General features: G+C 70.0%; 25 protein-coding genes. 12 read left to right on the top strand and 13 right to left on the bottom strand.

Annotated elements, in window-relative coordinates; translation table 11 throughout:
* Positions 1-88: 88 nt before the first annotated feature.
* On the top strand, positions 89-2,287 hold the full coding sequence (gene uvrD / locus ACGTNF_RS12955) for a DNA helicase II (RefSeq protein WP_394602042.1): 2,199 nt from the start codon (positions 89-91) through the stop codon (positions 2,285-2,287).
* Between the two features lie 177 nt (positions 2,288-2,464).
* Positions 2,465-3,565: a TRAP transporter substrate-binding protein gene (locus tag ACGTNF_RS12950; RefSeq protein ID WP_394602041.1), complete on the top strand. Its 1,101-nt coding sequence runs from the start codon at positions 2,465-2,467 to the stop codon at positions 3,563-3,565.
* A 17-nt stretch (positions 3,566-3,582) separates the two neighbouring features.
* On the opposite strand, the gene ACGTNF_RS12945 is transcribed toward ACGTNF_RS12950, so the two are convergent.
* Positions 3,583-3,990 carry an acyl-CoA thioesterase gene (locus ACGTNF_RS12945; protein WP_394602040.1) on the bottom strand — a complete coding sequence of 136 codons (408 nt, stop codon included), beginning with the start codon at positions 3,988-3,990 and terminating at the stop codon, positions 3,583-3,585.
* 150 nt (positions 3,991-4,140) lie between these two features.
* Between ACGTNF_RS12945 and ACGTNF_RS12940 the strand changes: the two genes are divergently transcribed.
* The 6 genes from ACGTNF_RS12940 (at position 4,141) to cysZ (ending at position 10,357) form a co-directional block, all read left to right on the top strand.
* Positions 4,141-5,085 carry a PstS family phosphate ABC transporter substrate-binding protein gene (locus tag ACGTNF_RS12940; protein ID WP_394602039.1) on the top strand — a complete coding sequence of 315 codons (945 nt, stop codon included), beginning with the start codon at positions 4,141-4,143 and terminating at the stop codon, positions 5,083-5,085.
* Between the two features lie 68 nt (positions 5,086-5,153).
* Positions 5,154-6,380, top strand: a complete 1,227-nt coding sequence (locus ACGTNF_RS12935; protein WP_394602038.1) for an ABC transporter permease subunit — start codon at positions 5,154-5,156, stop codon at positions 6,378-6,380.
* Positions 6,377-7,939 carry a phosphate ABC transporter permease PstA gene (gene pstA, locus ACGTNF_RS12930; protein ID WP_394602037.1) on the top strand — a complete coding sequence of 521 codons (1,563 nt, stop codon included), beginning with the start codon at positions 6,377-6,379 and terminating at the stop codon, positions 7,937-7,939. Before ACGTNF_RS12935 ends, pstA begins: the two co-directional genes overlap by 4 nt.
* 28 nt (positions 7,940-7,967) lie before the next feature.
* Entirely contained in the window at positions 7,968-8,780 is an 813-nt protein-coding gene (pstB, locus tag ACGTNF_RS12925) for a phosphate ABC transporter ATP-binding protein PstB (protein ID WP_152480272.1), read from the top strand.
* A 24-nt stretch (positions 8,781-8,804) separates the two neighbouring features.
* Positions 8,805-9,533, top strand: a complete 729-nt coding sequence (gene phoU / locus ACGTNF_RS12920; protein WP_016855936.1) for a phosphate signaling complex protein PhoU — start codon at positions 8,805-8,807, stop codon at positions 9,531-9,533.
* A gap of 83 nt (positions 9,534-9,616) precedes the next feature.
* Positions 9,617-10,357: a sulfate transporter CysZ gene (cysZ, locus tag ACGTNF_RS12915; RefSeq protein ID WP_394602036.1), complete on the top strand. Its 741-nt coding sequence runs from the start codon at positions 9,617-9,619 to the stop codon at positions 10,355-10,357.
* Positions 10,358-10,430: 73 nt separating this feature from the next.
* Here the strand turns inward: cysZ and phoR are convergent, their stop codons facing one another.
* The 4 genes from phoR to ACGTNF_RS12895 form a co-directional block, all read right to left on the bottom strand.
* On the bottom strand, positions 10,431-11,744 hold the full coding sequence (gene phoR / locus ACGTNF_RS12910) for a phosphate regulon sensor histidine kinase PhoR (RefSeq protein ID WP_394602035.1): 1,314 nt from the start codon (positions 11,742-11,744) through the stop codon (positions 10,431-10,433).
* A 1-nt stretch (position 11,745) separates the two neighbouring features.
* Positions 11,746-12,435: a phosphate regulon transcriptional regulator PhoB gene (gene phoB / locus ACGTNF_RS12905; RefSeq protein WP_016855933.1), complete on the bottom strand. Its 690-nt coding sequence runs from the start codon at positions 12,433-12,435 to the stop codon at positions 11,746-11,748.
* Positions 12,436-12,559: 124 nt separating this feature from the next.
* Complete coding sequence (ubiA, locus tag ACGTNF_RS12900; protein WP_016855932.1) at positions 12,560-13,453, bottom strand: 4-hydroxybenzoate octaprenyltransferase; 894 nt, start codon at positions 13,451-13,453, stop codon at positions 12,560-12,562.
* 55 nt (positions 13,454-13,508) lie between these two features.
* Positions 13,509-13,985, bottom strand: a complete 477-nt coding sequence (locus ACGTNF_RS12895) for a chorismate--pyruvate lyase family protein (RefSeq protein ID WP_394602140.1) — start codon at positions 13,983-13,985, stop codon at positions 13,509-13,511.
* Positions 13,986-14,123: 138 nt separating this feature from the next.
* Between ACGTNF_RS12895 and ACGTNF_RS12890 the strand changes: the two genes are divergently transcribed.
* From ACGTNF_RS12890 to ACGTNF_RS12880, 3 genes are all read left to right on the top strand, one after another.
* On the top strand, positions 14,124-15,284 hold the full coding sequence (locus tag ACGTNF_RS12890; RefSeq protein ID WP_394602034.1) for an NAD(P)/FAD-dependent oxidoreductase: 1,161 nt from the start codon (positions 14,124-14,126) through the stop codon (positions 15,282-15,284).
* A 166-nt stretch (positions 15,285-15,450) separates the two neighbouring features.
* Complete coding sequence (locus tag ACGTNF_RS12885) at positions 15,451-15,726, top strand: HU family DNA-binding protein (protein ID WP_016855929.1); 276 nt, start codon at positions 15,451-15,453, stop codon at positions 15,724-15,726.
* 77 nt (positions 15,727-15,803) lie between these two features.
* Complete coding sequence (locus ACGTNF_RS12880) at positions 15,804-16,160, top strand: hypothetical protein (protein ID WP_394602033.1); 357 nt, start codon at positions 15,804-15,806, stop codon at positions 16,158-16,160.
* 191 nt (positions 16,161-16,351) lie between these two features.
* On the opposite strand, the gene recG is transcribed toward ACGTNF_RS12880, so the two are convergent.
* A complete protein-coding gene (gene recG, locus ACGTNF_RS12875; RefSeq protein ID WP_394602032.1) occupies positions 16,352-18,433 on the bottom strand; it encodes an ATP-dependent DNA helicase RecG in 2,082 nt (693 codons plus the stop codon).
* A complete protein-coding gene (locus ACGTNF_RS12870; protein ID WP_394602031.1) occupies positions 18,430-19,350 on the bottom strand; it encodes a hydrogen peroxide-inducible genes activator in 921 nt (306 codons plus the stop codon). Before ACGTNF_RS12870 ends, recG begins: the two co-directional genes overlap by 4 nt.
* A gap of 101 nt (positions 19,351-19,451) precedes the next feature.
* Here ACGTNF_RS12870 and ACGTNF_RS12865 point away from each other — a divergent pair, with 101 nt between their 5' ends.
* Positions 19,452-20,327: an SDR family oxidoreductase gene (locus ACGTNF_RS12865; protein ID WP_394602030.1), complete on the top strand. Its 876-nt coding sequence runs from the start codon at positions 19,452-19,454 to the stop codon at positions 20,325-20,327.
* Here the strand turns inward: ACGTNF_RS12865 and thpR are convergent.
* The 6 genes from thpR to ACGTNF_RS12835 all read right to left on the bottom strand — a co-directional run bounded on the left by thpR (position 20,324) and on the right by ACGTNF_RS12835 (position 26,013).
* Entirely contained in the window at positions 20,324-20,881 is a 558-nt protein-coding gene (gene thpR / locus ACGTNF_RS12860; protein ID WP_394602029.1) for an RNA 2',3'-cyclic phosphodiesterase, read from the bottom strand. The genes ACGTNF_RS12865 and thpR overlap by 4 nt on opposite strands.
* A gap of 184 nt (positions 20,882-21,065) precedes the next feature.
* Positions 21,066-21,455, bottom strand: coding sequence for a deaminase RidA (gene ridA, locus ACGTNF_RS12855; RefSeq protein WP_016855923.1), 390 nt, complete (start codon positions 21,453-21,455; stop codon positions 21,066-21,068).
* Positions 21,456-21,545: 90 nt separating this feature from the next.
* On the bottom strand, positions 21,546-23,678 hold the full coding sequence (locus tag ACGTNF_RS12850; protein WP_394602028.1) for a RelA/SpoT family protein: 2,133 nt from the start codon (positions 23,676-23,678) through the stop codon (positions 21,546-21,548).
* Positions 23,679-23,732: 54 nt separating this feature from the next.
* On the bottom strand, positions 23,733-23,996 hold the full coding sequence (gene rpoZ / locus ACGTNF_RS12845) for a DNA-directed RNA polymerase subunit omega (RefSeq protein WP_016855921.1): 264 nt from the start codon (positions 23,994-23,996) through the stop codon (positions 23,733-23,735).
* Between the two features lie 126 nt (positions 23,997-24,122).
* A complete protein-coding gene (gmk, locus tag ACGTNF_RS12840) occupies positions 24,123-24,737 on the bottom strand; it encodes a guanylate kinase (protein WP_152480027.1) in 615 nt (204 codons plus the stop codon).
* 79 nt (positions 24,738-24,816) lie between these two features.
* Positions 24,817-26,013, bottom strand: coding sequence for an MFS transporter (locus ACGTNF_RS12835; RefSeq protein ID WP_394602026.1), 1,197 nt, complete (start codon positions 26,011-26,013; stop codon positions 24,817-24,819).
* Positions 26,014-26,035: the final 22 nt, after the last annotated feature.

Here is a 26,035-nt window from a genome sequence, read left to right as displayed (position 1 = left end):
CCTATGTCAGCAATGTCGGCGGCCGGCCGTGGCCGGCGCGATATGGTAAGCTGTCGGGCCATTTTCCGAGCAGCGATGCCTTCCCGCTATGGACGACGTCACGGCGATTCTCGACCACATGAACCCGGCCCAGCGTGAGGCCGTCAGCGCGCCCCAGGGCAACATGCTGGTGCTGGCCGGCGCCGGCTCGGGCAAGACCCGGGTGCTGGTGCATCGCATCGCCTGGCTGATGCAGGCCGAGGGGCTCTCGCCCTACGCCGTGCTGGCGGTGACCTTCACCAACAAGGCGGCGCGCGAGATGCGCACCCGCCTGGAGGCGCTGCTCGGCATCTCGCTGCGTCACGTCTGGGTCGGCACCTTCCACTCCATCGCCCATCGCCTGCTGCGCACCCACTGGCAGGACGCGCGGCTGCCCCAGCACTTCCAGATCATCGACGGTGACGACCAGCTGCGCCTGATCAAGCGGCTGCTCAAGGACAACAACGTCGACGACGAGCGCTTCCCGCCGCGCCAGGTGCAGTCGTTCATCTCCGGCTGCAAGGAGGAGGGGCTGCGCCCGCATCAGGTGGACGCCCACGGCGACGCCTACATGACCCAGATGGTCGAGCTCTACGAGCGCTACCAGCTGACCTGCGAGCGCGGCGGCCTGGTCGACTTCGGCGAGCTGCTGCTGCGAAGCCTCGAGCTGTTGCGCGACAATCCCGCCCTGCTCGCCCACTACCAGGAGCGCTTCGCCCACGTGCTGGTCGACGAGTTCCAGGACACCAACACCCTGCAGTATGCCTGGCTGAAGCTGCTCACCGGCATGACCACGCCGATGACCGTGGTCGGCGACGACGACCAGTCGATCTACGGCTGGCGTGGCGCGCGAATCGAGAACATCCGCCGCTTCGAGGACGAGTTTCCCGCCACCAAGACGGTGCGCCTGGAGCAGAACTACCGCTCGACCAGCGCCATCCTCGACGCCGCCAATGCCCTGATCCGCCACAACTCGGAGCGCATGGGCAAGGAGCTGTGGACCGCCGGCGACCGCGGCGAGCCGATCTCGCTGTACGGCGGCTTCAACGACCTGGACGAGGCGCGCTTCATCGTCGACACCATCCGCGAGAAGGTCGAGGAGGGCATGACGCGCCGCGAGATCGCCATCCTCTATCGCTCCAATGCCCAGTCGCGGGTGATCGAGGAGACGCTGATCCGCCAGGGCGTGCCCTACCGCATCTACGGCGGCCAGCGCTTCTACGAGCGCCTGGAGATCAAGAATGCCCTGGCCTACCTGCGGCTGCTGCTCAACCGCGACGACGACGCCTCGCTGGAGCGGGTGATCAACGTGCCGGCACGCGGCATCGGCACCCGCACCGTCGAGGTGCTGCGCGAGCGCGCCCGCCACGTCGGCATCTCGCTGTGGCAGGCGCTGCACGACGCCCAGCTCGACGGCTCGCTCAAGGGGCGCGCGGTGTCCTCGGTGAAGGCCTTCGCCGACCTGATCGAGCGGCTCGACGACGAGACCTCCGGCATGGCGCTCCACGAGATCATCGATCACGTCAACGAGCGCACCGGACTGGTCGAGCACCACCGCAACGAGAAGGGCGAGAAGGGTCAGGCCCGGGTCGAGAACCTCGAGGAGCTGGTCACCGCCGCCAAGGCCTTCACACAGGGCGAGACCCTGGACACCTTGGAGGCCGGCGAGGGCATGGCCGCGCTGGAGGCATTCCTCGCCGAGGCCGCGCTCAACGCCGGCGAGCACGAGGCCGACGAGTTCGAGGACTGCGTGCAGCTGATGACCCTGCACTCGGCCAAGGGCCTGGAGTTCCCGGTGGTGTTCGTGGCCGGCGTCGAGGAGGGCCTGTTCCCGCACAAGATGTCGATGGAGGAACCCGGCCGCCTCGAGGAGGAGCGCCGGCTGTGCTACGTGGGCCTGACCCGGGCGATGCAGAAGCTCTACCTGACCCACGCCGAGCTGCGCCGGCTGCACGGCAAGGAGACCTTCCAGCGGCCGTCGCGCTTCCTGCGCGAGCTGCCCGAGGACTGCCTCGAGGAGGTGCGGCTGCGCGGCCAGGTCTCGCGGCCGGTCACCGCCTCGCGCCCCGGCCCGCGCCAGGAGAGCGTCGACGGCGGCGCCGAGCTGCCCTCGCTGGCGCTGGGCCAGCGGGTCAGCCACCCGATCTTCGGCGAGGGCGTGATCCTCAACGCCGAGGGCGAGGGCGAGCGCGCCCGGGTGCAGGTCAGCTTCGAGGGCGAGGGCGACAAGTGGCTGGTGCTGGGCTTCGCCAAGTTGACGCCTCTCTAGCGATCACACACCAAGAAACAAGGTCCTCGATGTGGTGAGGGGCGCCGGATCAGCCCCGAACTATCCTGTACAGTCGTTCGCTTGCTGATAAATGCCGCTTTCGCGATACTGCCCGGCGGACACCGATATGCCGCTCGGCATGCGATACGAAAAGAACAGCAAGGAGCCGCCCTCCCCATGGAGCGTCGCAACTTTCTCAAGACCAGCCTCAAGACACTGGGGGCCGGCACCGCCGGTGCCGTCGCCGCCCCCTTCGTCAACACCGCCAGCGCCCAGGAGACCATCACCTGGAACATGGTGACTTCCTGGCCGAAGAACTTCCCGGCCCTGGGCACCGGCGCCAACGACCTCGCCGAGCGCATCGAACGCATGTCCGGCGGCCGCATGCGGGTCCGGGTCCACGGCGCCGGTGAACTGGTACCGGCCCTGGAGGTGTTCGACGCGGTCTCGGCCGGCACCGCCGAGATGGGCCACTCCGCCTCCTACTACTGGCGCGGCAAGGTCGCCGCGGCCCAGTTCTTCACCGCCGTGCCGTTCGGCATGACCACCACCGAGACCAACGCCTGGCTCTACCACGGCGGCGGTCAGGCGCTGTGGGACGAGCTCTACGCCGAGCACAATCTCAAGCCCTTCGCGGTGGGCAACACCGGCACCCAGATGGGCGGCTGGTTCAAGAAGGAAATCCACTCGCTGGACGACATGCAGGGCCTCAAGCTGCGTCTGCCGGGCCTGGCCGGCGAGGCCATGAACGGCATCGGCGTGACCACCATGACGATCCCGGGCAGCGAGATCTTCACCTCCATGGAGACCGGCGTGCTGGACGCCGCTGACTGGGTCGGCCCCTACAACGATCTGGCCTTCGGCCTGCATCAGGTGGCCGACTACTACTACACCTCGGCCTGGAACGAGCCCAGCGCGATCCTCGAGGGCACCGTCAACCTGGAGGCGTGGAACGCGCTGCCGGACGACCTCAAGGTGGTGGTCACCGAGGCCGCCCGCGCCTCCAACCTGGCGATGATCAGCGAGTTCGCCTTCCGCAACGCCGAGGCGCTGCGCAGCCTGGTCGACGAGCACGGCATCCAGCTGCGTCAGTTCCCCGACGACGTCATGGCGGCGCTGCACGAGTCGTCGCAGCAGGTCCTCCAGCAGCAGGTCGAGAACGACGAGGCCTCGAAGCGGATCTTCGAGGCCTATCGCGACTTCCAGCAGCGGGTCAGCGCCTTCACCGGCATCGGCGAGCTGGCCTACCTGAAGTCACGGGAGACGCTCGTCGGCTGAAGGAAGATCAGGGCGGCTCAGCCGCTCTGACGCACCGCGCGGATGCGGCCGTTGTCGTCCAGCGCCACCGTCACGAAGCGGGCCTCGGTGACCTTGTGCAGTTCGTCGGGGTCGCGCTCGTGGGGCGAGCGGCTCCACACCTCGACGTCGATCTTGATCGAGCTGTGGCCGATCTCGCGGACCCCGGTGAAGATGTTGACCATCGAGCCGACCCGCACCGGGCACAGGAAGTCCATGGCCTCGACGGCCACGGTGGCGGTTCGCCCCCCGGCCTCGCGGCCGGCGGCGAGCTCGGCGGCCTGGTCCATGTGGCCGATCAGCCAGCCGGCGGGGATGTCGCCGTGGAAGTTGGTGTCCTGGCGGCGGGCGACCAGCTTGAGGGTCAGATGGCCGCGCGGGGCCGGGATGTCATCGAGTTCGCTCATGGCACGGGTTCGCCTGGCTTGTTGTTGTAAGGGATCGCATCGCGGTGAGAGGCCGAAGGATCGGTGAGTCATGATAAACGTCGAGGGCGCGGCTGCTCTACCCTGTGGGGGAGAGAGCCGCGCCCGATCCGTATGAGCTGGAGGAGAGTCATGATAGCGGTCCTACGACGCGGCCTGACGGCCTGGCTGCTGGTGGTCGCCGGGCTGTGGGGCGCGCCGGCCTCGGCCGATTACCATGTCGGCACCCTCGATACCGTCGGTTCCGACACCATGGCGGGGCTGATGCTGCGCTGGGGCGAGCTGCTGAGCCAGCGCTATCCGGGGCTTAGGGTGCAGCTTCAGGCGGCGGGGTCGGCCAGTGCGCCGCCGGCGCTGACCGCCGGCACCACGCTGCTGGGGCCCATGTCGCGGCCGATGGACGACGAGGAGCGCGCGGCCTTCGTCGAGCGCCACGGCTACCCGCCGCGGGAGGTGGTGGTGGCGCTGGATGCGCTGGTGGTGGTGGTGAATCGCCACAACCCGCTGAAGAGCCTGTCGCAGCGCGAGTTCGATGCAATCTTCTCCGAGACCCGGCGCTGCGGGGCCGAGCGGGCCATCCAGCGCTGGGAAGCGCTGGGCCTCGCGTCTCCCGCCGGCCCCATCGTGATGCACGGCCGCAACGCCGTGTCCGGCACCCACGGCCTCTTTCGACGCGAGGGGCTGTGCGGCGGCAGCTTCCGCCCCGAGGTCAACGAGTATCCCGGTTCGGCCGCGGTGGTGGAGGCGGTGGCCGGCGATCCGCTGGCCATCGGCTATGCCGGCCTCAATCACCTCACGCCCGGGGTGCGGGCGGTGCCGCTGCGCGATACCGAGGGGCGAGTCCACCTGCCCGATCCGCTGGCGGTGCGGGGCGACGATTATCCGCTGGCCCGGGCGCTGCGCATCTACGTCAATCAGCCGCCGGGTAAATCGCTGCCCGTCGCCGAGCGAACCTTCCTCGAGCTGGTGCTCTCGGTCGAGGGCCAGGCCATCGTCGAGGAGCTCGGCTTCGTGTCGCTGCCCACAGCGACCCTGGCCCGCCAGCGCCGGATACTGGAGCTCGACGATGGGGCGTGACAGTGTCACCGCTTTGTCATGAGAATGTCGTAACCTTCCGTTAACCCCTCGACGCCCGTGCGCTGACGATGCCCGACTCCTCCTCTTCACCGCTGCTGCGCCGTCGCCTGCGACAGGGACGGGATCGCCTTGCCACGGCGCTGATCACCGCCGGTGGCATCGGCGTGATCGCCGCGGTGATGGCGATCGGCGTATTCCTGGCGGTCGAGGTCCTGCCGCTGTTCTGGCCCGATGCGTCCGGCGAGTCGCCGCTGAGCCTCTCCTCGCTGTGGCTGCCCCAGCCCTATCCCGGCCTCGACGAACCCGTCTACCGCTGGCAGCCCGCGCTGCCGGAGGGCGATCCCGGGCCGCGCTTCAGCCTGGCGCCGCTGGCCTGGGGCACGCTGGAGGCCGCGGGCTGGGCGCTCGCGATCGCCGTGCCGCTGGCGCTGGGCGCGGCGGCGCACTCGGCGCTGTTCATGTCGCGGCGCCTGCGGGCCCATCTCAAGCCCACCCTGGAGCTGATGGAGGCCCTGCCCGGGGTGGTGATCGGTTTCCTCGCCGGCCTGGTGCTGGCGCCCTGGCTGGAGCGCCACCTCGGGCTGGGGCTGACCCTGCTGCTGCTGCTGCCGCCCGGCGTGGTGCTGGGCGGCGCCCTGTGGAGCCGGCTGCCCGGGCGGCTGCGCCAGCGTCTGCCGCTGGGCTGGTCGGCGCTGTGGCTGGTGCCCTGGCTGCTGCTGCTGTGGGCGCTGGCGGCCTGGCTGGCGCCGTGGCTCGAGGGCTGGTGGTTCGGCGGCGACCTGCGCACCTGGCTCGCCGCCCATCTGGGGCTCGACTACGCCAGCCGCAATGCCATCATCGTCGGCATGGCGATGGGCTTCGCGGTGATGCCGACCATCTATGCGCTGGCCGAGGATGCCCTGTCCGGCGTGCCGAAGAGCCTGGGCGAGGGCGCCCTGGCGCTGGGCGCGACGCGCTGGCAGACCCTGTGGCGCGTGGTGCTGCCCGCCGCCGCGCCGGGGGTGTTCTCGGCGGTGATGATCGGCGCCGGGCGCGCCGTGGGCGAGACCATGATCGTGCTGATCGCCAGCGGCAACACCGCCCTGATGAACCTCAATCCGCTGGACGGCCTGCGCTCCATGGCCGCCAGCATCGCCATCGAGCTGCCCGAGGCCGCCCCCGGCGGCAGCCACTATCGCCTGCTGCTGCTGGCGGCCCTGCTGCTGTTCCTCTTCACCTTCCTGGTCAACACCCTCGCCGAGGTGATCCGGACGCGTCTGCGTCGCCGCTACCGGCGCCTGGGAGACACGGCATGAGCTGGACGTGGCGACGCCCGGGACGCGCCCGCCTGCCCCGGGGCGAGGGCCCCTGGGCCTGGCTGGCCGCCGGCAGCATCTCGCTGTCGCTGCTGCTGCTGGCCCTGCTGCTGGTGCTGCTGGCCACGCGGGGGCTGGGCCATTTCTGGCCCAGCGACGTGGCCCAGCTGACCCTCAGCGACGGCCGCACCCTCGCCGGCCGGGCGGTGAAGCAGACGCCGTTGCCCGACAGTGAAGGCGAGGAGCGCCTCTATCGCACCGGCAACCGTGATCTGGACGGCGATATCTGGACCTGGGTGCCAGTGGCCGATATCGAGACCGAAGCCTATCCCGTCGACCTGGTGGTGCTGGAGCGGCGCCGCTGGGGGGACTTCATCGGCCGCCTGGTGGCCTGGAGGCCGGCCGAGGGCGAGCGCCTCGAGGGGCCGGAGGCCTGGCAGGCCCTGAGGGCGCGGCTGGCCGATCACGGGCGCCAGCGCGAGGCGATCGCCCGGCTGCGCGACCGGGTGCTGCTGCCGCTGGCCGGCGAGCTCGAGGGGCGCGGTGAGGACCCCGCGGCGGCGCGGGCGATGTCGGAGGTCGAGGCGCGCATGCGGGCCATGCACGAGGCGATGGCGGGCGACCTGGTGGTGATGGAGAGCGCCGACGGGCGCCGCATCCGCCTGCCCGTCGAGGAGATCGTCAGGGCCCGGCAACCCAACGACATGGGCGTCGCGGCCAAGCTGGTCGACTGGGGCGACGGCGTGTGGCGCTTCCTCTCCGAGGGGCCGCGCTCGGGCAACGTCGAGGGCGGGGTCTGGCCGGCGATCTTCGGCACTGTCTTGATGGTGATGCTGATGTCGCTGCTGGTCACGCCCTTCGGCGTGCTGGCGGCGGTCTATCTCAACGAGGTGGCTCACCAGGGCCGGCTGACCCGGCTGGTGCGGATCGGCGTGCGCAACCTGGCCGGCGTGCCCTCCATCGTCTACGGCGTGTTCGGCCTCGGGGTGTTCGTCTACGGCCTCGGGGGCCGCCTCGATCAATGGTTCTTCGAGGCATCGCTGCCGTCGCCGACCTTCGGCACCGGCGGCCTGCTGTGGGCCTCGCTGACCCTGGCGCTGCTGACGCTGCCGGTGGTGATCGTGGCCACCGAGGAGGGGCTGTCGCGGATTCCCGATCGCCAGCGCGAGGGCGCCCTGGCGCTGGGCGCGACGCGCCTCGAGATGCTGAGCCGGGTGGTGCTGCCGATGGCCGCCCCGGCAATGCTCACCGGGATGATCCTGGCGGTGGCGCGGGCCGCCGGCGAGGTGGCGCCGCTGATGCTGGTGGGCGTGGCCAAGCTGGCGCCCCAGGTGCCGCTGGACGGCGATTTCCCCTTCCTCCACCTCGAGCGCAAGTTCATGCACCTGGGCTACCACATCTTCGACACCGCCTTTCACAGCAACGATGTCCAGGCGGCGATGCCGCTGGTCTATGCCACGGCGCTACTGCTGGTGCTGGTGATCCTGGTGCTTAACCTGACTGCAATATTTCTGCGCCATTATCTGAGATCACGCCATGGTGGCCTCTCGCGATTCTGAGGGCGACCATGGTGCCAAGGGGTATGTGATGCCGGTCAAGCAGGACCCGGCTCCGCGACGCGGGGCCTTCGTCGATTTCGCGCCCGAGGCCTCCTGCCTGGAGGTCTCGGGCTTCGGGCTGCGTTATGGCGGCAAGCCGGCGCTGCGCGACCTGACCCTGCGGGTGCCGCGCAACCGGGTCACCGCCTTCATCGGGCCCTCGGGCTGCGGCAAGTCGACGCTGCTGCGGGCCCTCAATCGCCTGCACGACCTCAACGAGGACGTGCGGCGGGAGGGCGAGATCCGCCTCGAGGGCCAGGAGATCCACGCGCCCGAGGTGGCGGTGGCCGAGCTGCGCCGTCGGGTCGGCATGGTGTTCCAGGCGCCCAACCCCTTCCCGATGTCGATCTACGACAACGTGGCCTTCGGGCTGCGGCTGCAGGGCGGGCTGCGCAAGCGGCGCATCGACGACATCGTCGAGTGGTCGCTGCGCTCGGCGGCGCTGTGGGAAGAGGTGAAGGACCGCCTCCAGGCCTCGGCCTGGGCGCTGTCCGGCGGCCAGCAGCAGCGCCTGGTGATCGCCCGGACGCTGGCGGTGGAGCCCGAGGTGTTGCTGCTCGACGAGCCGGCCTCGGCGCTGGACCCGATCTCGACGCTCAAGGTGGAGGAGCTGATCCGCAACCTGAAGTCGAGCCTGACCCTGGTGCTGGTCACGCACAACATGCAGCAGGCGGCGCGGGTGTCGGACTACACCGCCTTCCTGCAGGACGGCGAGCTGGTGGAATACGCCCCCACCGATACCCTGTTCACCAATCCGCGCCTCGCGCGCACCGAGAACTACATTACCGGACGCATGGCCTGACGCCGGCGCCCTCAGGAGAGTCTCATGGACATCACTAGCGATATCCACAGCCAGCATATCTCGCGCCAGTTCAATCATGAGCTCGAGGAGCTCAAGACCCACCTGATGGCCATGGGCGGGCTGGTCGAGAAGCAGGTGCAGGACGCCGTCCGCGCCCTGCTCGACGGCGATTCCGCCCTGGCCGAGCGCGTGGTCGACAACGATCGTGCCGTCAACGACATGCAGATCAAGATCGACGACGAGTGCACCCAGATCCTGGCCCGCCGCCAGCCGGCGGCCTCCGACCTGCGCCTGGTGCTGGCGGTGATCCGCGCCGCCTCCGACCTGGAGCGCATCGGCGACGAGGCCAGCAAGATCGCCCGCAACGCCGTGGACCTGGTCGAGAACCAGAGCGGCACCCGCGGCTTCGTCGAGGTGCGCGTGATCAGCGAGCACGTGCGCAAGATGATGCGCGACGCCCTGACCGCCTTCGCCCGCTTCGACACCGAGCTGGCGCTCAAGGTGGTGCAGGAGGACGAGCAGGTCGACAGCGAGTACCAGAGCGCCATGCGCTCGCTGATGACCTTCATGATGGAAGACGCCCGGGCGATCTCGCCGGTGCTCGGCATCATGTGGATCCTGCGCGCCCTGGAGCGCGTCGGCGACCACTCCAACAACCTGGCCGAATACGTGGTCTATCTGGTCAAGGGCCTCGACATCCGCCACACGGCACCGGATGATCTCGGCGATGAGGTGCTCGGCGACGAGGGCTGAACCCCGCTCGACCGGCACTGTCCATGAAGCGGCCGTCGCCCCTGGCGACGGCCGCCGTCGTCGTGATGGAGGAAATGACACCGATGCTGGATGCCTTCTCGGCGCTGTCCCGGGGGACGCGCCTGGTCTACACCCCCGGCCTGCGCCGCTACGTGTTCCTGCCGATACTGGCCAACCTGGTGGTCTACGCCGCCATGCTGAGCTACGTGCTGACCCACTTCGGCGGCTGGCTCGACGGCTGGATGGCCATGGTGCCGGGCTGGCTCGACTGGCTGTCGTGGCTGATCTGGCCGCTGTTCGTGCTCAGCCTGGGGCTGATCGTGTTCTTCAGCTTCACCCTGGTGACCCAGCTGATCGCCGCACCCTTCTATGGCCTGCTGGCCGAGAAGGTCGAGCGCGAGGTCACCGGGCGTCCGCCGCTGGACGACCGCGGCCTGGCGCGCACCGCCATCGATGCCCTGGGCCGCGAGCTGGTCAAGCTGGGCTACATCCTGCCGCGCATGCTGCTGCTGTTCGTGATCGGCTGGATACCGGTGATCAACCTGATCGCGCCCTTGCTGTGGCTGCTGTTCTCGGCCTGGATGATGGCGGTCACCTACCTCGACTATCCGATGGACAACAACAAGGTGCCCTTCGCCGACATGCGTCGCCGCCTCGCCGCGCGCCGCTGGCCGACGCTGACCTACGGCGGCTGGGTGATGCTGATCACCTGGCTGCCGCTGGCCAACCTGCTCCTGCTGCCCGGCGCCGTGGCCGGCGCGGTGCTGATGTGGGAAGACCACTATCGGGCGCTCGCGCCCGACCCCGCCCCGGCGAGGCGCTGACGCTCCAGGCGTCGTGATCGCGTGACCTCCCTCCGCCCGGCCTGCGTCGGGCGGAGTCGTGTCCGGGACGGAATCAGGCGCGCCGCGAGGACGGCGCGGCGTCGGTGAGGCGCGCGGCGGGGAAGATGCAGCGGAAGGTGGCGCCCTCGCCGAGCCGGGAATCGATCTCCAGCTGGGCATCGTGGCGCAGCAGCACGTGCTTGACGATGGCCAGCCCCAGGCCGGTGCCGCCGGTGGCGGTGCTGCGGCCCTTGTCGACCCGGTAGAAGCGCTCGGTCAGGCGCGGGATGTGCAGCGGGTCGATGCCCTCGCCGTCGTCCTCGACCTCCAGGCAGGCGCCGTCGCCCCAGGGACGCCAGCGCAGCACGATGCGGCTGTCCTCGCCGGCGTAGCGCACGGCATTGAAGGCCAGGTTGGAGACGGCGCTGTGCAGCTCCTTCTCCGAGCCGAGCAGGGCGCGGGGCTCGTCGATCTCCACCTCCAGTCGATGATGGCTCTCGGACAGCGCCTCGGCGTCGCGGCGCACGGCCTCGAGCAGGCTGGCCGGGTCGAGGTGGACGTCGTCGTGGCCGCCCTGGTCGTTCTCCAGCCGCGACAGCAGCAGCAGGTCGTTGACCAGGTTCTGCATGCGCCGGGTCTGGCTCTGCATCTGGCCGATGCCGCGGCCGAGGCGCTCCGGCAGCATCTCGGCCATGTCGCCGTAGGTCTCGAGGTAGCCCGTCAGCACGGTGAGCGGGGTGCGCAGCTCGTGGGAGACATTGGCCACGAAGTCGCGGCGCATCTGCTCGAGGCGGTGCAGGCGGGTGATGTCGCGGGCCATCACCAGGCGTTCGTCGTCGCCGTAGAGGGTGATCTGGAACTGCAGGATCAGGTTCTCGTCGATCGGCGAGCACAGCGTCAGCGGCTCGCGGTAGTCGCGGGCGTGGAAGTAGTCGACAAAGCTCGGGTCGCGGAGCAGGTTGGTGATGTGCTGGCCGCGGTCCAGGGTCGGCTTGAGGCCCAGCATCCGCTCGGCGGCGCTGTTCCACCACTCCATGTCGCCGTGGCGGTCGAGCATCACCACGCTGTCGCGCATCGCCTCGGAGGATTCCTGGATGCGGCTCAGGGTGTCGCGCAGCCGCCGCTGGGTGATGCGCTGCCCCTTCTGGTAGCGGTAGAGGCGGTCGAACAGTTCCCCCCACAGCCCCATCGCCGAGGGCGGCTCGTCATGGGGGTGATGGGTCAGCCATTCCTGCAGCGCGTGGAGCTGGCGCATCTGGTAGAAGAGGTAGATGGTGAGCCCCACGGCGAGGCCGAGGCCGCTCAGGGCGAAGGGCCAGCCGATCAGCGCGCCGGCGGCCACCAGGGACGCCAGCCGCCAACATTCGCGTCGCCACAGCCGGCCCATGTCAGGCCTTGGCGGAGAAGCGGTAGCCGGTGCCGCGCACGGTCTGGATCAGCTGCTGGTGCGGCTCGCCCAGCGCCTTGCGCAGGCGGCGGATATGCACGTCCACGGTGCGCTCCTCGACGTAGACGTTGCCGCCCCAGACCTGGTCGAGCAGCTGGCCGCGGGTGTAGGCGCGTTCCTGGTGGGTCATGAAGAACTGCAGCAGGCGGTACTCGGTGGGGCCGATCTCCAGCGACTGGCCGTCGATGCTGACGCGGTGGCTGACCGGGTCGAGCATCAGGCCCTCGACCTGGACCGGATCCTCGACGCCGCGCGGCGTGGCCCGGCGCAGGACCGCCTTGAGGCGCGCCACCAGCTCGCGGGGCGAGAAGGGCTTGGTGATGTAGTCGTCGGCCCCGGACTCGAGGCCCTGGATCTTGTTGTCCTCTTCGCCCTTGGCGGTGAGCATGATGATCGGCAGCTCCGAGGTGCCTTCCTCGCGCTTGAGCCGGCGGGCGAGCTCGACGCCGCTGGTGCCGGGCATCATCCAGTCCAGCAGCACCAGGTCGGGCTGGTGATCGACGACCATGGCGTGGGCGCTCTGGGCATTGTCCGCCTCGAGCACGCGATAGTCGGCCATCTCCAGCGCCACGGCGATCATCTCGCGGATGGGCGCTTCATCATCGACGATCAGTACGGTCTTGGCGGTCATCCCGGGGCCTCATGGTCGAGAGCAGTGACATATTGGTGACGATGACAGCATGTCCTTGTGACAATACCGTGACAGCCTCGTCCTGTCGCCCCCGCTCAGCGCCGCGGTTTTTTCCCGCCCGGCGTCACGCGCCGGCGCCCGGCCACAGCGACAGCGCGATGCCGGCGAACACCAAGAGCCCCGACCAGTGATTGTTGAGGAAGGCCTGGAAGCAGCGATCGCGATCGCGGTGGCGGATCAGCCGCTGTTGGTGGACGAAGGTCGCCGCCATGGCGGCCAGGCCGAGCCAGAAGAAGCCGGTGAGGCCGAGGCGCTCGCCGGCCCAGGCCAGCAGGGCGAGCGTGGCCAGCTGCAGCAGGCCGATGATCCGCTTGTCGGCGCGGCCGAACAGTACCGCGGTGGACTTGATGCCGATGCGCAGGTCGTCGTCGCGGTCGACCATGGCGTACTCGGTGTCGTAGGCCACGGTCCACAGCACGTTGGCGGCGAACAGCAGCCAGGCCTCCAGCGGCACATGGCCGAGCACCGCGCCGAAGGCCATGGGAATGGCCCACGAGAAGGCCGCGCCCAGCACCACCTGGGGCAGATGGGTGTAGCGCTTCATGAAGGGATAGACGAAGGCCAGGATCACGCCGCCCACCGACAGCATCACGGTGAAGGCATTGGTGAAGCACACCAGCACGAAGGCCGCCAGCACCAGGCCGGCGAACAGCCCCTTGGCCTCGCCTTCGCCGATGCGTCCGGTGGCCAGCGGACGTGACTTCGTCCGCTTCACGTGGCCGTCGAAGTGGCGGTCGGCGTAGTCGTTGACCACGCAGCCCGCGGCCCGCATCAGGTAGACCCCGGCGACGAAGATCAGCAGCAGCCGGCGCTCGGGAACGCCCTCGGCCGCCGTCCACAGCGCCCACAGCGTCGGCCACATCAGCAGCCAGGTGCCGATGGGGCGGTCGAGGCGCGTCAGGTGCAGGAAGTCGGGCAGCCGGGCCAGCCCCTTGGGGCGCATCAGGGAACGTTCCATGTGGGTCTCTCGGTTGAATCGGACGACGCGGGTTTCGGGCGATGCCAGACGCAGCCTATCGCGCCGGCAGGGCCAGGTCATCCGCCATGGCGTCGAGGAAGAACTCCTGGACCAGCACCGCGAAGCGGCCGTGGCGCAGCACCGAGCGGCGACCCCAGGGGCCGGGCGCGTCGTGGAAGGGCGCCGGGTCGGCGCTGACCTCGATGGGGCCGCGCTCGAGGCCGGGCTGGCGGAACAGCCAGTGCCCCAGCGAGCGCTCGCCGAGGCCCGCCAGCCGCTGGCCGTGCAGGCCGTGGAGCGGGGCCACCGAGCGCGCCATCACCCAGGAACGATCGCCGAGACACAGCGCGACCTCGCGCCGCCAGACCAGGCGGTCCGGCGCCGTGCCCAGCGCCATGGCCTCGTCGCGGCGCGGCCGGCCCAGGCGCTGGTCGAGCAGCCTGACCCGGAAGCGGCGAGGCGCGCCGGCCTCGATCAGCCGCTGGGTCAGCGAGCCCCGGGTGGCGATCCAGCGCCACCAGGCCGGGCTCATGGCGGGGCGTGCCGCCGCCAGGGGGCGCCAGCGGGGCGAAAGGGCCGGGGCGTGATTCACTGCGCGACTCCGCGTCCAATGCAAGGGGCGGCTAGTGTACCATGGCGGCCCGTCGCGCCCCCTGCAGCGAGGAGCCCCATGAGCGCACCCCTGACCATCATCGGCTCCGGCATGGCCGGGCTGGGCCTGGCGCGCCAGGTCCGGGCCCTGCAGCCCGAGCGCCCCATCACCCTGATCACCGCCGACGGCGGCGAGGACTACTCCAAGCCGCTGCTCTCCACCGGCTTCGCCAAGCGCCTGCCGCCGGATCGCCTGGCCTCGCTCAGCGCCCTGGAGGCGGCCGACCGGCTCGGCGTGACGATGCGCACGCACACCCGGGTCGAGGCCATCGATCCGGCCGCGCGGACCCTGGCCCTCGGCGCCGAGCGGCTGCCCTGGGGCGAGCTGGTGCTGGCCACCGGCGCGGCGCCGGCGCCGCCCTTCGCCATGCCCGAGGCGCTGGCCGGCCGGGTCCATACCGTCAACGACCTCGACGACTACCGCGCCTTCCACGCCGCCCTGGCGGCGCTCGGCCGCCCGGCCCGGGTCGCCGTGGTCGGCATCGGCCTGGTGGGCTGCGAGTTCACCAACGACCTGGCCGCCGGCGGCCATGCGGTCGAGCTGATCGCCCCGGAGGCGGCGCCGCTGCCGCGGCTGCTGCCCGAGCCGCTGGGCCGGGCCCTGGGCGAGGCCTTCGTCGAGGCCGGCATCGCCCTGCACACCGGGCGCACGGTCGACGCGCTCTCGTCCGAGGGCGAGCGGGTGGCGCTGGGCCTGGACGACGGCACCGCCCTCGAGGCCGATCTGGTGCTGGTGGCCACCGGGCTGCGGCCGCGCAGCGCCCTGGCCGAGGCCGCGGGACTGGCCGTGGGGCCGGCCGGCATCCTCGTCGATCGCCGGCTTTCGACCTCGTCGCCCGGCATCCATGCGCTGGGCGACGTGGCCTGCGTCGACGGCGTCAATGCCATGTACGTCCAGCCGCTGCAGGCCGGCGCCAAGGCGCTGGCGGCGACGCTTGCCGGCACGCCCACCGAGGTACGCTACGGCCCCTGGCCGGTGCTGGTGAAGACACCGCTGCTGCCGGTGGTCTCGCTGCCGCCGACCCGTGCGCCCGCTCGCTGGCGCATCGAGGGCGAGGGGGCGGATCTGACCGCCCTGGCCGAGGATGAAGACGGACGTTTGATCGGATTTGCGTTGACAGGCGCCTGCGTGCGTCGGAAAGTCGAACTGGCGCGCGCTGCACCGCCGTTGCTAGGCTAGTGACGTCAACGACGGCGCCCCCGGTGTTCCGGGCCTGGCAGCGGCGTTGCCACACGGCGTCATGCGTCTGCCTCACATGCCATGGCAGGCGGGTGGTGCATGAATCAGCGCGAACAACAACGCGGCCGATGGGATCATCGGCAGGATGTCAAACCAGGAGGGCTGTATGCGCAAACCAGAACTCGCCGCGGCGATCGCCGAGCGTGCCGATCTGTCCAAGGACAAGGCCAGCCAGGTGCTGAACGTCATTCTCGACGAGATCACCGGCAGCGTGTCCGACGGCAAGGACGTGTCGCTGATCGGTTTCGGTACTTTCACCGTGCGCGAGCGTGCCGCCCGCACCGGCAAGAACCCCCAGACCGGCGAATCCCTGACCATCCCGGCCAGCAAGACCGTGGCCTTCAAGCCCGGCAAGGGCCTCAAGGACGCCGTCGCCAAATAAGGCGCGACGCGCGGCTCGATTCCCGGGCCGCGCGGCCTCACCCCCCTCATTTCCGCTTTCCGGCCAACGGTGTACCGATGAAGCTACGCCTGATGCTGTGGGTGCTCGGCGTGCTGCTCAAGCGTGCGCTGCGGCGCAAGCCCGCCTTTCGCGATCGCCTGGGTGACCTGAAACGCCTCGACTGGGGCATCGGCACCGAGAATCTCGCCATCGCCCGCCACTATCGGATGTCGCCCCGGGGCATCGAGACCGGCAGCGGCCTGCCGGTGGATCTCGACCTGGAGCTGCGCTTCGAGGACGCGGACACGGCGCTCCGGGTGCTCAGGAAGCCGACCCAGAAGGCCTTCCTCGACGGCATGATGGCCGGCCGCGTGCGGCTGGTCGGCGATGCCAGGGACCTCGACCGCCTGCAGGGCCTGCTGAAGTACCTGTAGCGCCGAGCTACAAGCGCCGAGCTACAAGCGCCGAGCTACAAGCGCCGAGCTACAAGCGCCGAGCTACAAGCGCCGAGCTACAAGAAAACCCCGAAGGCTTCCACCTTCGGGGCTTTCTTTTGCGGCGGACGATTTCACGCTCCTGGCTTGCAGCTTGCAGCTTGCAGCTTGCAGCTTGCAGCTTGCAGCTGTCAGACCTGCCCGTAGCGCCCGGCTTCCTCACCCAGCCAGCGGCGGATCAGCGGCCGGCTAGCCTCGGGGTGCTCGGCCAGCAGCGCCTCGGCCAGCGGCGAGATGCGCGGCAGCAGGTCGGCGTCGCGTTCCAGATCGGCGATCTTCATCTGCGCCAGGCCGGTCTGGCGGGTGCCCAGCACCTCGCCGGGGCCGCGGATCTCCAGGTCCTGCTCGGCGATGCGGAAGCCGTCGTTGGTCTCGCGCATCACCGTCAGCCGCTTGCGCGAGTGATCCGACAGCGGCGGGTGATAGAGCAGCACGCAGAAGCTCGCGGTGGCGCCGCGCCCGACCCGGCCGCGCAGCTGGTGCAGCTGGGAGAGGCCTAGCCGCTCCGGGTTCTCGATGATCATCAGGCTGGCATTGGGCACGTCGACGCCGACCTCGATCACCGTGGTGGCCACCAGCAGGTCCAGCTCGCCGGCCTTGAAGGCGGCCATCACCTCGGCCTTCTCGGTGGCCTTCATGCGGCCGTGGACCAGGCCCACGGCGAGCTCCGGTAGCGCCTCGACCAGCTCGTCGCGGCTGGCCTCGGCGGCCTGGCACTGCAGCGCCTCGGACTCCTCGATCAGGGTGCAGACCCAGTAGGCCTGGCGGCCCTCGGCGCAGGCGTGGCGGATGCGCTCGACCACCTCGGGGCGGCGCTCGTCGGGCACCACCACCGTCTTCACCGGGGTACGCCCGGGGGGCAGCTCGTCGATCACCGAGACGTCCAGGTCGGCGTAGGCGCTCATCGCCAGGGTGCGCGGGATCGGCGTGGCGGTCATCACCATCTGGTGGGGCGTCAGGCCGCCGGCCTCGCCCTTCTCGCGCAGCGCCAGGCGCTGGTGGACGCCGAAGCGGTGCTGCTCGTCGATGATCGCCAGGCCCAGCCGCTGGAAGTGGACATCGCCCTGGAACAGCGCATGGGTGCCGACCACCATCTGCGCCCGGCCGTCGTGGATCGCCGCCTTGGCGTCGAGCCGCGCCTTGCCCTTGAGCTTGCCCGCCAGCCAGGCCACCTCGATGCCGAGCGGTTCGAACCAGGCCTTGAAGGCGCGATAGTGCTGCTCGGCGAGGATCTCGGTGGGCGCCATCATGGCCGCCTGGCAGCCGCCGGCGATGGCAGACAGCGCCGCTATGGCGGCGACCACGGTCTTGCCCGAGCCCACGTCGCCCTGCACCAGGCGCAGCATGGGCCGCTCCTCGGCCAGGTCGGCGCGGATCTCGTCGAGCACCCGGCGCTGGGCGCCGGTCAGCGAGAAGGGCAGCTGGGTTAGGAAGCGGGCCTGCAGGCCGCGGCCGTCGGACAGCGCCGGCGCGCCGTCCTCCTGGATGCGCAGGCGTACCTCGCGCAGGCTCAGCCGGTGGGCCAAGAGCTCCTCCAGGGCCAGTCGGCGCGCGGCCGGGTGGCGGCCCTCGGCCAGGGCGTCCGGGTCGGCCTCCGGTGGCGGATGGTGCAGCTCGCGCAGGCAGTCATGCAGCTCGGGCAGGGCGTACTGGTGGCGCAGCGACTCGGGCAGCCATTCCGGCAGCGCCGCGGGGGCCTGCGCGAGCCGGGCCAGGGCCTGGTCGATCAGCGCCCGCAGGCGCGTCTGGTGCAGCCCCTCGGTGGTCGGGTAGATGGGCGTGAGGTGATCCTCCACCGCCGGCGCGCCCTCGCCGATCAGCCGATATTCCGGGTGGTAGATCTCGAGCCCGGTGGCGCCGGCCCGGGCCTCGCCGAAGGCGCGCACCCGGGCGCCGGGACGGAACTGCTGCTGCTGGGCCGGCGAGAAGTGGAAGAAGCGCAGGCTGAGGATGCCGGAGCCGTCCCTGAGCCGCACCAGCAGGCTGCGGCGCCGGCCGCGCACCACGTCGGCGGCCATCACCTCGCCCTCGACCACGGCCTCGTCGCCGGAGCGGAGGCCGGCGACGGGGGTGATGCGGGTGCGGTCCTGGTAGCGCAGCGGCAGGTGGAACAGCAGGTCGGCGACGGCATCGATGCGCAGGCGGCCCAGCTTCTGGGCCAGCGCCTCGCCGACGCCCTTGAGGTCCGTGACGGGGGCGTCGAGGCCGCTCATGCCGGCTCGGTCGTGGCCGCGCGGCAGTGGGCGATGGCGTCGGTCACCGCGTCGATGGCCTGGGGCCGCGGGAAGCTGGCGCGCCAGGCGATGGCCACGGTGCGTCCGGGGCCGGGCGGCGTGAAGGGCCGGCTGGTGAGCAGGCCGCTCTCGTAGTGGCCGGTGCCGATCGCCGAGCGCGGCAGCACGGTGATGCCGAGCCGCGAGGCGACCATGTGGCGGATCGTCTCCAGCGAGCCGCCCTCGGCGGTCAGGGTGTTGTTGGGGCTCGCGAGCTTCTGGCTGATCGCCGGGCAGGCCTCGAGGATCTGGTCACGGAAGCAGTGGCCCTCGCCGAGCAGCAGCAGGCGCTCCTGCAGCAGGTCCTCCTTGTCGATGCTCTCGCGCTCGGCCCAGGCGTGGTCGGCCGGCATCAGCACGTCGAAGGCCTCCTCGTAGAGGGGCTTGGTGACCACGTCGGTTTCGGTGAAGGGCAGCGCGACGATGATGGCGTCGAGCTCGCCGCTGCGCAGCTTGCGTCGCAGCTCGCCGGTGAAGCCCTCCTCGATGTAGAGCGGCATCTGCGGCGCGCGGCGGGTCAGCTCCGGGATCAGGTGCGGGAACAGGTAGGGGCCGACGGTATAGATGGCACCGATGCGCAGCGGGCTGGCCAGCTGGTCGCGGCCGGCGCTGGCGAGCTCCTTGATCACGCTGCTCTGTTCCAGCACGCGCTGTGCCTGCTCGACGATCTTCTCGCCCAGCGGCGTGACCTGTACGGTGGACTTGGAACGCTCGAACAGTGCCACGCCCAGTTCTTCCTCCAGCTTCTTGACCGCCACCGAGAGGGTCGGCTGGGACACGAAGCAGTGTTCGGCGGCGCGGCCGAAGTGGCGTTCCTGGGCCAGGGTTACGATGTAACGGAGTTCTGTTAGAGTCATTTCGGTGCCGGGGCTTCCTCGATTGTCGATGTGTCGCGGGCCCCACCCATAGGGCACCCCGAGGTCGTCATAGGGACTTTTTATCAGGGGGCGAGGGAAAGGTGAAGACAACGACGCTGATTCTGGGTTGTGGTGATATCGGCACGACGCTGGGCCGGGAGCTCAAGGCGGACGGCCACAAGGTCATCGGAGTGCGCCGCGATGCCGCCAAGCTGGCCGACAGCGGCCTGAAGGGCGTGTCGGCGGATCTCGGCGACGCCGCGGCGCTGGCCGAGCTGCCGGACGCGGAGGTGCTGGTCTACGTGGTCAGCGCCGACCGCTTCGAGGAGGAGGCCTATCGGGCGGCCTATCCGGACGGGCTCAAGGCGGTGCTGGCCGAGTTCAGCGCCCGCAAGCGCCCGCCGAAGCACGTCTTTTTCGTCTCCTCCACCAGCGTCTACGCCCAGCAGGGCGGCGAAATGGTGGACGAGGCAAGCCCCACCGAGCCGGGCGGCTTCTCCGGCGCGCTGATGCGCGAGGCCGAGCAGGCGCTGATCGATCACGACCTGCCGGGCACGGTGGTGCGCTTCTCCGGCATCTACGGTCCGGGGCGCGACCGCCTGATCCGCCAGGTCGGCGAGGGGCGCATCGCCGCCGCCACGCCGCCGATGTACTCCAACCGCATCCATCGCGACGACTGCGCCGGGGTGCTGGCCCATCTCATCGGGCGGGCGCAGGCCGGCGAGTCGCTGCATGAGCTGTATCTGGCCAGCGACTGCGAGCCGGCGCCGCTCCACGAGGTGATGGCCTGGCTGGCCAAGCAGCTCAAGGTCGAGGCCACCGAGACCATCCAGTCGCCGCTGCGCCGTCGGGCCAGCAAGCGCTGCGACAACGCCCGCCTGATCGAGAGCGGCTATCGCTTCCGCTTCCCCACCTTCCGCGAGGGCTATCTGCAGGTACTGCGCGAGGGCGGCTACCTGCCCGAGGCCACCACCTAGCGCCCCTCCTCCCTCCGGCCGTCGGCCGACACGCCCGGGAACGGCCCGGGCGTGCGCGCCAGGCACGCATAGCGGCTGCCCCGCGGGGTGACGGTCGAGTGGATCAACTCGACGCGCGAATACGTCCAGTCCAGCCCCACGGTCGGCAGGTCCTGGCCGGGCGGCCTTGCGGCCCGGCGCAGCAGGGTGACATGCGGCACGAAGCGCTCGGGGCGCCCCTCGACGCCGAGCCGCTCGAGCCCCTCCCACAGCTGATGCTGCAGGGCAACGAGTGCCGGATCGGGCTCGGCGCCGCCAACCCAGATGATGCCCGGACGGCAGAACTGGCCCCAGCGGTCGAGTCGCCAGCGGCCGGGAAGCAGGGTGAAACGCGTCAGCCAGTCGGCGATGGCCGTGGCCCGGGCGTCGGGCTGCTCGCCGAGGAAGGCGAGCGTGAGGTGAAAGCTGTCGTCCGGCATGCGCCGGCCGCCGCAGCGGGAGCGGGCGGTATCGGCCAGAACGCCGAGCCGCCGGCGCAGGGCCGGCGGCGGTACCAGGGCCAGAAACAGGCGCATGGTAGGAAGGCTCTCTTCAGAGAGGTAGCGGAAAGCGCGGATTCATGACGCGAGCGATGAGAGGCTGGTCGCCGCCGGAGCGCAGCTATCGGAGTGTAGCCTGCTACATGAGGATGGCGACGGTCCTACGCTTCGGCACCGCCGGCGGCCAGGATCTCGAGCGCAGCAATGAATCAGCCTTTCCTCAGTCGCCGATGACCAGCACGGCTTCCGCCTCGACCTGGCTGCCCTTGGGCAGGGCCTTGACGCCGACGGCGGCGCGGGCCGGGTAGGGCGCGTCGAAGAACTCTTCCATGATGCCGTTGACGATGGCGAAGTTGTCCAGGTCCACCAGGTAGAGGTTCAGCTTGACCACGTCCTTGAGGCCGCCGGCGGCTTCCTCGGCGACGGCCTTCAGGTTAGCGAAGACCTGACGGGCCTGGGCCTCGAAGTCGTCGGAGACAATCTCCATGGTGGCCGGGTCCAGCGGGATCTGGCCGGACATGTAAACGGTGTTGCCGGCCTTGATGGCCTGGGAGTAGGGGCCGATGGCGGCGGGTGCCTGGTCGGTGTTGATGACGGCCTTGTTGCTCATGGTGTGCTCCATGTGTTGTTGGCGATGATGGGGGTGTCCAATGACAGCGCCCCCGTCCGCCGCGACCGCGACGGACGGGGGCGCTGAGAGTCAATTGCCCAGGCGGGTGATCTTGCCGACGTGGGACAGGTTGCGCAGGCGCTTGATGATGCGCGCCAGGTGCACGCGGTTGCGCACCGACAGGGTCAGGTTGACGATCGACAGCCGGGCGTCGCGCTCCTCGATGCCGATGCGCTCGATGTTGGCTTCGGCGTCGGTGACCAGGCTGGCCAGCTCCGCCACCAGCCCGCGGCGGCTCTCGATCTCCAGGCGCAGCGGCACCGGGAAGTCCTCGTCGGCCTGATCGGACCACTCGAGGGCGAACAGCTTGTCCGGGTCGCTCTTGAGCTCGGCCAGGTTACGGCACTCGGTGCGGTGGACGACGATGCCCTTGCCCACCGAGAGGTGGCCGATGACCGGGTCGCCGGGCAGCGGATGGCAGCAGCGGGCGAACTTGATCACTATGCCCTCGGCGCCGCTGATCACGATCGGCCCCTGCTGGGGTGAGCTCTCCACGATCGGCAGCTGCTCGCCGTGATGCAGGTCGACCAGGCGCCGGGCGGCCACGTGAGCGACCCGGGCGCCCAGGCCGATCGATTCCAGCAGGGTGTCCTGGCTCTTCAGTTCGAACTCGGCCAGCAGCGTGGCCATCGGCCCGCCGGGCAGCTCCTCGAGGCTGGTCTCGAACTCCGCCAGCGCCTTGTTGAGCAGACGGCGGCCGAGCTGGACGGCCTCGGTGTGCTGCTGGTGCTTGAGCGCGTGGCGAATGGCCGAGCGCGCCTTGGCGGTGACCACCACGTTGAGCCAGGCCAGGCTGGGCTTGGCGCCGGGGGCGGTGATGATCTCCAGCGTCTGGCCGCTCTCGAGCCGGGTGGAGAGCGGCGCCAGATGGCGGTCGATGCGGCAGGCGATGCAGCTGTTGCCGATGTCGGTGTGCACGCTGTAGGCGAAGTCGATCACCGTGGCGCCCTGGGGCAGCTCCATGATGTCGCCCTTGGGCGTGAACACGTAGATATCGTCCGGGAACAGGTCGTTCTTGACGTGCTCGATGAACTCCAGCGAATCCCCGGCATGGCGCTGCATCTCGAGCAGCCCCTTGATCCAGGAGCGGGCCCGGGCGTGGCTGCCCTCGGCGATCGGATGATCGGTCTGGCCGGCCTTGTACAACCAGTGGGCGGCGATGCCGTTGTTGGCCATGGCCTCCATCTCGCGGGTGCGGATCTGCACCTCGATGGGCATGCCGCCGCTGCCGAACAGCGTGGTATGCAGGCTCTGGTAGCCGTTGGCCTTGGGGATGGCGATGTAGTCCTTGAAGCGTCCGGGCACCGGCTTGTAGAGGTTGTGCACCATGCCGAGGATGCGATAGCAGCTGTCGACGTCGTCGGTGATGATGCGGAAACCGAACACGTCCATGATCTCGGCGAACGACTTCTTCTGGTCGCGCATCTTGCGGTAGATCGACAGCAGGTGCTTCTGACGGCCCATCACCGAGCCGGTCAGGCCTTCCTCGTCGAGGCTGTTCTGCAGGGTGTCCTGGACCTGGCGGATCGCCGAGCGGCGGTGGCCGCGGGCGCTGGCCACGGCGCGCTTGATGCGCTCGGCGCGCATCGGGTGGATGGCCTGGAACGAGAGGTCCTCGAGCTCGACGCGGATGGTGTTGATGCCCAGCCGGTTGGCGATGCGGGCGTAGATCTCCAGCGTCTCGCGGGCGATGCGGCGCTTCTTCTCCGGGCGCAGCGCGCCCAGGGTGCGCATGTTGTGCAGCCGGTCGGCCAGCTTGACGATGATCACCCGGATGTCCCGGGACATCGCCATCACCATCTTCTGGAAGTTCTCGGCCTGGGCGACGGCCTTGTCCTCGAAGGTGATCTGGGTCAGCTTCGAGACGCCGTCGACCAGCTCCGCCACGGCCTCGCCGAACTGCGCGCCCAGGGCCTGCTTGGAGACGCCGGTGTCCTCGATGACGTCATGCAGCATGGCGGCCATCAGGCTCTGATGGTCCATGTGCATGTTGGCCAGGATGTTGGCCACCGCCAGGGGATGGGTCACATAGGGCTCGCCGGAGCGACGACGCTGGCCGTCGTGGGCCTGCTCGGCGTAGTAGAAGGCACGCTTGACCTGCTGGATCTCGTCCTGGGGGAGGTAGCCGCCGAGGCGGTCGGCCAGGTCATCGATGGTGAACATGCGGCGTGCCCTGAAGGTTACGTGATGGCCGTGCGGATGGCGGCGACGCCGGCATCACTCCTCGGCGGGGATGCCCGGTTCGCCTTCGGGGCGCGGACGCGCCGGGGCGGCTTCGATCGGCTCGTCCAGCACGCTGGAGTCGACCAGGCCGTCGGCGATCTCGCGCAGCGCCATCACGGTAGGCTTGTCGTTTTCCCAGGGCAGCAGGGCATCGCGGGAGCCGCGGGCCAGCTGGCGAGCGCGCTGGGTGGAGATCATCACCAGCTTGAAGCGATTTTCGACGTTTTCCAGACAGTCTTCGACGGTAACACGCGCCATGGATGCCTTCCTGAATGCTGACGGGCGAAGCCCCGGCCGGCGCCGCTGCGCCCCGGGGATTCACCGATGAATAGAGGGGTTAGATTACTCGACGCCCGGCTCGCCTGACAAGCGCCGCGGCCGCGCTCAGGAAAGCAGCGCGGCCAGCAGCGGCGCGTGGCGTTCGCGGGTGCGTTCGGCGCTCAGGCGCCGGGCGATGACCAGCGACTGAAGCTCGCGCTCGGCGGTGGTGAAGTCGTCGTTGATCACCACGTAGTCGTACTCGTCATAGTGCGACATCTCGCTGACCGCTTCGCGCATGCGCCCGGCGATCACGGCGTGCTCGTCGGTGCCGCGGCCGGACAGGCGACGCTCCAGCTCCTCCCGCGAGGGCGGCAGGATGAAGATCGATACCGCCTGGGGCAGCTGCTCGCGGACCTGACGGGCGCCCTGCCAGTCGATCTCCAGGATCACGTCCTGGCCGGCGGCCAGCAGCTCCTCCACGGCGCGCCGCGAGGTGCCGTAGTAGTTGTCGAACACCCGGGCATGCTCGAAGAAGTCGCCCTCGGCGATCATGCGCTCGAACTCGGCCCGGTCGACGAAGTGATAGTTCACGCCGTCGACCTCGCCTTCGCGGCGCGGCCGGGTGGTGTGCGACACCGAGACCTGGATGCCGTCGAGGCGTTCGATCAGCTCGCGTACCAGGCTGGTCTTGCCGGCGCCGGAGGGGGCGGAGACGATGAAGAGCGTACCTTGGGGCATGGCGGGTCCTGCGATATCGACGGCTGCGGAGGAGGGCGCGAAGTATCGCACACTTCGTGCCCGTGCCCCAGCCTTGGCCTCAGGCCGCGGCGGCCCTGATCTCGCGGCGCTCCAGGTAGCGGCCGGTGAAGAACATCGCCAGCCCGCCGAGGGCCAGCACGGCGCCGACCAGGCCGCTGGACGACCAGGGCGCGCCGCCCTTGATCACCACCGCGGCCAGCCAGGCGCCCAGGGCGTTGGCGCAGTTGAAGGCGGCGTGGTTCATCGAGGCGGCCATGGTCTGGGCATCGCCGGCGACGTCCATCAGCCGGGTCTGCAGCGCCGGCCCCAGCGCCATGCTGGTGCCCACCAGGCCGACGAACAGCAGGCCGGCGATCAGATGGTTGGCGGCGAAGAAGAAGCCGGCCTGCACCACCAGGCACCACACCAGGATGCGGGGGATGGCCTTGAGCAGATTCTTGTCGGCCAGTCGCGCGCCGACCAGGTTGCCGACGATGGTGCCGACGCCGAAGATCGTCAGCACCCAGGGCCCGATGGCTTCGCGCATGCCGGCCTGGACGGAGAGGGTCGGCACCACGTAGCTGAACACCGCGAACATGCCGCCGAAGCCGATGCTGGCCACGCCCAGGGTGAACAGCACGCGCTGCTTGGCCAGCGCGGTGAGCTCGCGCTTGGGGCTGGCATGGGGGTCGGGCGCCTGGCTCGGTACCCACAGGCGGATCAGTGCGGCGGTGGTCAGGGCGATGGCGCCGACGCCGAGGAAGGCGCTCTGCCAGCCCAGCCACTGGCCCGTCCAGGTGGCCAGCGGCGCGCCGACCAGAATGGCGGTGGTCAGGCCCAGCATCACCCGGCTGACCGCCTGGGCACGCTGTTCGATGGGCACCGCGGCGGCCGCGACCAACGCGGCAACGCCGAAGTAGGCGCCGTGGGGCAGGCCGGCCAGGAAGCGCAGCCCGACGAATGGCCAGAACGAGGTGGCCATGGCGCTGGCGACGTTGCCGACGGCGAACACCAGCATCAGCACGATCAGCAGGGTGCGGCGCGGCACCCGGGCGGCCAGCGCAGAGATCAGCGGTGCACCGACCACCACGCCCAGGGCGTAGCTGGAGATGGCGTAGCCGACATCGGCGGCGGCGACCTGAAGATCGCCGGCGACCCGCTCCAGCAGACCCATGATCACGAACTCGCTGGTGCCGATGCCGAAGCCGCCGAGGGCCAGCGCGAGCTCGGCCAGGCGGGGGTGGCGCGCGGTGGCGCCGGCAGAGGGTGTCGACATGGTAGACCTCGGGAAATAAAAA

The sequence above is a fragment of the Halomonas sp. B23F22_10 genome, from assembly GCF_043496975.1.
In the GTDB taxonomy this organism is placed as follows: domain Bacteria; phylum Pseudomonadota; class Gammaproteobacteria; order Pseudomonadales; family Halomonadaceae; genus Halomonas; species Halomonas smyrnensis.
Note: the sequence above shows the minus strand (reverse complement) of the source record. Positions and strands in the feature narration are given on the sequence as shown.

Bases quoted from the DNA above. Each gene is read 5' to 3' on its own strand.
- recG (WP_394602032.1), bottom strand. From the start codon at position 18,433: ATGAGCGGCCTCGACGCCCCCGTCACGGACCTCAAGGGCGTCGGCGAG.
- ACGTNF_RS12935 (WP_394602038.1), top strand. From the start codon at position 5,154: ATGCCCGACTCCTCCTCTTCACCGCTGCTGCGCCGTCGCCTGCGACAG.
- ACGTNF_RS12870 (WP_394602031.1), bottom strand. From the start codon at position 19,350: ATGACTCTAACAGAACTCCGTTACATCGTAACCCTGGCCCAGGAACGC.
- ACGTNF_RS12890 (WP_394602034.1), top strand. From the start codon at position 14,124: ATGAGCGCACCCCTGACCATCATCGGCTCCGGCATGGCCGGGCTGGGC.
- ACGTNF_RS12885 (WP_016855929.1), top strand. From the start codon at position 15,451: ATGCGCAAACCAGAACTCGCCGCGGCGATCGCCGAGCGTGCCGATCTG.
- thpR (WP_394602029.1), bottom strand. From the start codon at position 20,881: ATGCGCCTGTTTCTGGCCCTGGTACCGCCGCCGGCCCTGCGCCGGCGG.
- phoR (WP_394602035.1), bottom strand. From the start codon at position 11,744: ATGGGCCGGCTGTGGCGACGCGAATGTTGGCGGCTGGCGTCCCTGGTG.
- phoU (WP_016855936.1), top strand. From the start codon at position 8,805: ATGGACATCACTAGCGATATCCACAGCCAGCATATCTCGCGCCAGTTC.
- ubiA (WP_016855932.1), bottom strand. From the start codon at position 13,453: ATGGAACGTTCCCTGATGCGCCCCAAGGGGCTGGCCCGGCTGCCCGAC.
- ridA (WP_016855923.1), bottom strand. From the start codon at position 21,455: ATGAGCAACAAGGCCGTCATCAACACCGACCAGGCACCCGCCGCCATC.
- cysZ (WP_394602036.1), top strand. From the start codon at position 9,617: ATGCTGGATGCCTTCTCGGCGCTGTCCCGGGGGACGCGCCTGGTCTAC.
- uvrD (WP_394602042.1), top strand. From the start codon at position 89: ATGGACGACGTCACGGCGATTCTCGACCACATGAACCCGGCCCAGCGT.
- ACGTNF_RS12880 (WP_394602033.1), top strand. From the start codon at position 15,804: ATGAAGCTACGCCTGATGCTGTGGGTGCTCGGCGTGCTGCTCAAGCGT.
- ACGTNF_RS12895 (WP_394602140.1), bottom strand. From the start codon at position 13,985: ATGAGCCCGGCCTGGTGGCGCTGGATCGCCACCCGGGGCTCGCTGACC.
- pstB (WP_152480272.1), top strand. From the start codon at position 7,968: ATGCCGGTCAAGCAGGACCCGGCTCCGCGACGCGGGGCCTTCGTCGAT.
- pstA (WP_394602037.1), top strand. From the start codon at position 6,377: ATGAGCTGGACGTGGCGACGCCCGGGACGCGCCCGCCTGCCCCGGGGC.
- gmk (WP_152480027.1), bottom strand. From the start codon at position 24,737: ATGCCCCAAGGTACGCTCTTCATCGTCTCCGCCCCCTCCGGCGCCGGC.
- ACGTNF_RS12945 (WP_394602040.1), bottom strand. From the start codon at position 3,990: ATGAGCGAACTCGATGACATCCCGGCCCCGCGCGGCCATCTGACCCTC.
- ACGTNF_RS12835 (WP_394602026.1), bottom strand. From the start codon at position 26,013: ATGTCGACACCCTCTGCCGGCGCCACCGCGCGCCACCCCCGCCTGGCC.
- rpoZ (WP_016855921.1), bottom strand. From the start codon at position 23,996: ATGGCGCGTGTTACCGTCGAAGACTGTCTGGAAAACGTCGAAAATCGC.
- ACGTNF_RS12940 (WP_394602039.1), top strand. From the start codon at position 4,141: ATGATAGCGGTCCTACGACGCGGCCTGACGGCCTGGCTGCTGGTGGTC.
- ACGTNF_RS12950 (WP_394602041.1), top strand. From the start codon at position 2,465: ATGGAGCGTCGCAACTTTCTCAAGACCAGCCTCAAGACACTGGGGGCC.
- ACGTNF_RS12850 (WP_394602028.1), bottom strand. From the start codon at position 23,678: ATGTTCACCATCGATGACCTGGCCGACCGCCTCGGCGGCTACCTCCCC.
- phoB (WP_016855933.1), bottom strand. From the start codon at position 12,435: ATGACCGCCAAGACCGTACTGATCGTCGATGATGAAGCGCCCATCCGC.